The organism is Streptomyces sp. NPDC048288 (assembly GCF_043201555.1).
GTDB lineage: Bacteria > Actinomycetota > Actinomycetes > Streptomycetales > Streptomycetaceae > Streptomyces.
In genome coordinates, this window is record NZ_JBICZD010000014.1 from 293,910 (window position 1) to 297,803 (window position 3,894).

General features: G+C 71.5%; 4 protein-coding genes. 1 reads left to right on the top strand and 3 read right to left on the bottom strand.

Going from position 1 to position 3,894, the window contains the following annotated elements; translation table 11 throughout:
* Positions 1–99: 99 nt before the first annotated feature.
* A complete protein-coding gene (locus tag ACGFZS_RS40635) occupies positions 100–864 on the bottom strand; it encodes a glucose 1-dehydrogenase (RefSeq protein WP_359223863.1) in 765 nt (254 codons plus the stop codon).
* A 4-nt stretch (positions 865–868) separates the two neighbouring features.
* Positions 869–2,359 carry a class I adenylate-forming enzyme family protein gene (locus ACGFZS_RS40640; protein ID WP_393799364.1) on the bottom strand — a complete coding sequence of 497 codons (1,491 nt, stop codon included), beginning with the start codon at positions 2,357–2,359 and terminating at the stop codon, positions 869–871.
* Between the two features lie 99 nt (positions 2,360–2,458).
* Between ACGFZS_RS40640 and ACGFZS_RS40645 the strand changes: the two genes are divergently transcribed.
* On the top strand, positions 2,459–3,625 hold the full coding sequence (locus ACGFZS_RS40645) for an acyl-CoA dehydrogenase family protein (RefSeq protein WP_393799365.1): 1,167 nt from the start codon (positions 2,459–2,461) through the stop codon (positions 3,623–3,625).
* A 29-nt stretch (positions 3,626–3,654) separates the two neighbouring features.
* On the opposite strand, the gene ACGFZS_RS40650 is transcribed toward ACGFZS_RS40645, so the two are convergent.
* Positions 3,655–3,894: electron transfer flavoprotein subunit alpha/FixB family protein (locus ACGFZS_RS40650; protein WP_393799366.1), on the bottom strand; the 240-nt coding region annotated here is incomplete at its 5' end.

The window sequence follows — 3,894 nt, forward strand, 5'->3', positions numbered from 1 at the left end:
CGTGGGGGGGGGGGGGGGGGGGGGGGGGGGGGGGGGGGGGGGGGGGGGGGGGGGGCGGCGCCCCCCCCCCCCCCCCCCCTTCCGTATGCCGTACGACGCTCACACCTTCCGCGTGATGCCCCCGTCGACCCGCACGATCGCCCCGGTCGTGAAGCTGGACGCGGCACTGGCGAAGTGCAGTGCCAGGGGCGCCACGTCGGCCGGCACACCGAGCCGGCCCAGCGGCACGAACGAGGTGTCGAAGTCCTCGGCCGCCCAGGCCCGGTGGGCGTCGGTGAGCACCGGCCCGGGGAGAATGGCGTTCACCCGCACCTTCGGGGCGTACGCCTCCGCGAGCCCCACCGTGAGTGCGTTGAGACCGGCTTTCGCGCAGGCGTAGGGCAGTTCGTGGACGCTCGCCATCAGCGACCCGGCCGTACCGATGTTGACGATCGAGCCGCCACCGTGGTCCGCCATGTGCGTCGCCGCGAGGACCGCCAGCCGGAACGGGCCCTTCAGGTTCACGGCGAGCGTCTTGTCGTACAGCTCCTCGCCGACCGCGTCGAGACTCTCGTACGGGGGTGACATCCCGGCGTTGTTGACGAGCACGTCCAGGCCGCCCAGCCGCTCCACCGACTCCGCCACGAGCCGCTCGCAGTCGTCCCACCGGCCGACATGGCAGGCGATCCCGACGGCCCGCCGCCCGGTCGACGCCCGCACCTCCTCGGCGACCGCCCGGCACACCTCACCCTTCCGGGAGGCGACCACCACATCCGCGCCGGCCTCCGCCAGCGTCTGCACGATGGCCCGCCCGATCCCGCGCGAACCGCCGGTGACCACCGCCACCTTGCCCGTCAGGTCATGCAGCTCAGCGAACGACGTCACGGCGTCAGCCCTTCCCTATCAGTGTCAGCAGCTCGCGCCGCAGCAGCTTTCCGGTGGGTGTGTACGGCAACTCCTCGCGGAAGACGACCACATCGGGCGTCCTGGACCCGCGCAGGCGGGCACGCACCCAGGCCCGCAGCCCCTCGGCGTCGACTTCCGAGCCCTCGTGGACGACGACGAAGGCCGCGATCCGCTCGCCCCACTCCTCGTCCGGCACCCCGACGACCGCCGCCTCGCGCACGGCCTCATGGCCCAGCAGAACGTCCTCCACCTCGGCGGGAGCGATGTTCTCTCCGCCCCGGATGATCGTGTCGTCGGCGCGTCCCACGACGAACAGATAACCGCCGTCGTCGAAGCGGGCGACATCCCGGGTACGGAACCAGCCCTCCGCGTCCAGCAGCGCGGCGGCCCCCTTGTACTCCCCGGACACCTGCGGACCACGCACCCACAGCTCGCCGGGCACCCCGGCGGGCAGCACGGCCCCGGCCGTGTCCCGGATCTGCGCCTCCACGCCCGGCACCATGCGGCCCGCCGAACGCAGCCGGGCGCGCACCTCGGGGTCGTCGGAGGCCAGCGCCGCGCGGTGGTCGTCGGGGCCCAGCAGCGCGATGGTGGAACTGGTCTCGGTGAGTCCGTAGGCGTTGGTGAAACCCGTGCCCGGGAAGGCCCGCAGGGCCGCCTCCAGCACCGTGTGCGGCATGCGGGCACCGCCGTAGGCCAGCGCGCGCAGCGTCGGCACCTCGGCCGGACGGCCGTCCAGATGCTCGACGACCCTGGACAGCATGGTCGGCACCACCATCGCGGAGGTGACGCCCTCGGAACGGACCAGCTCCAGCCAGGCGCCCGGCTCGAAGGCGCCCAGGTGCACCATGCGGCGGCCGGCGTACAGGCTGCTCAGCACCGAGCCCACGCCCGCGACGTGGTACGGCGGGACCGAGGCCAGGACGGTGTCGTCAGGGGCGGCGGAGGCGAACTCCACGGTCTGCAGGACGTAACTGGTCAGGTGCCGGTGGCGGAGCACGGCGGCCTTGGGTGCGGCGGTGGTCCCGCTGGTGAAGAGCAGCACGGCCGGGTCGTCCGCCGCACCCTCCAGACCCTCGGCCGGCTCGGCGGCCAGTCCCTCCGCCACCAGTTCCTCGGGGGTGCGCACCGTCAGTCCGGCCCCGGCGAACGCACCCGCGAGGGACTCGTCCGCCACCACCAGCGGCGCGTCGGTGTGATCGAGCAGACCGGTCAACGCGTCTGCGGAGAGCCGGTAGTTGACGGGCACCAGCGGCACGCCCGCCAGTGCGGCACCGAACAACAGCACGGGAAAGTCCGGGCCGTTGACCCCGGCGAACACCAACTCCTGTGCTCCTGACCGATGGACGACAGCCGCCACTCCACCGGCCGTGCGCCGAAGCTCCGCACAGGTCATACCCGAGCCGTGCGTCCCGACCGCCACTCGGTCTGGATCGCCCGCCACGGCCATGTCGAGCAGCATCGCGATGTTCACGGCCCACCCTTTCTTCCGCTCCCCGACTGCGAACGATATTCTACGTATAGGGAAACCTCATTCTCCATAGTTGTGCAGGGTTGCGCTCCAGGGGGCCACGTGGATTTCGAGCTGACCGAGCAGCAGGAGGACATCCGTACGGGCGTCCGCGAGCTGGCCGCCTCCTTCGGCCCCGAGTACTGGGCCCGGCAGGACGAACGGGCCGAGTTCCCCTGGAGCTTCTACGACGCCTTCGCCAAGGCCGGCTGGCTCGGGATCGCGGTCCCCGAGGAGTACGGCGGCGGCGGACTCGGCGTGCTGGAGGCCTCACTCCTGCTGGAGGAGGTGGCCGCCTCGGGGGCCGGCATGAACGGCTGCAGCACCATGCACCTGACCATCTTCGGCCTCAACGTCCTGGCCCGGCACGGCAGCGAGCGGCTCCGCCGCGAGGTCCTTCCGCACGCGGCCACCGGAGACCTGCACGTCTGCTTCGGCGTCACCGAACCCGACGCGGGCACCGACACCACCAGCATCTCCACGTTCGCCCGCCGCGACGGCGACCACTACGTCATCGACGGCCGCAAGATCTGGATCACCAAGGCGGGCGACAGCCAGAAGATGGTGCTCCTCGCCCGTACGACCCCGCGCGATCAGGTCGACAAGCCCACGAAGGGCATCTCGGTCTTCCTGGTCGACGTCGACCGCACGGCGATGGACATCCGGCCGATCCCCAAGATGGGCCGCAACGCCGTCGCCTCCAACGAGATCTTCATCGACGGCCTGCGGATCCCGGCGAGCGCCCGGATCGGGGAGGAGGGCGAAGGCTTCCGCTATCTCCTCGACGGCCTCAACCCCGAGCGCATCCTGCTCGCCCACGAGGCCCTGGGCCTGGGCCGGGCGGCCCTGGACGCGGCCACCCGATACGCGAAGGACCGGATCGTCTTCGGCCGCCCCATCGGCCAGAACCAGGGCATCGCCTTCCCGCTCGCCGAAGCCCTGACCCGCCTCGACGCCGCCCGCCTGATGGCCCGCAACGCCGCCTGGCGCTACGACCGGGGGCTGGAGTGCGGCCGTGAGGCCAACATGGCCAAGTTCCTGTGCGCCGACGCCGGATTCCAGGCCGCCGACCGGGCGGTGCAGACACTGGGCGGTATGGGGTACGCCCGCGAGTACCACGTCGAGCGGTACTTCCGTGAGTCACGGCTGCTGCGGCTCGCGCCGATCAGCCAGGAGATGGTGCTGAACTACGTCTCCCAGCACGTGCTGGGACTGCCCAGGTCGTACTGACCAGGGCAGTCCCGAACCGCAGAACTTCCCTAACCCTTGCGGGCCTTGACCTCGTCGGTGAGCTGGGGGACGACGTCGAAGAGGTCGCCGACGACGCCGAAGTCGACGAGTTCGAAGATCGGGGCTTCGGCGTCCTTGTTGACGGCGACGATGGTCTTGGAGGTCTGCATGCCGGCGCGGTGCTGGATGGCGCCGGAGATGCCGTTGGCGATGTACAGCTGCGGGGAGACGCTCTTGCCGGTCTGGCCGACCTGGTTGGTGTGCGGGTA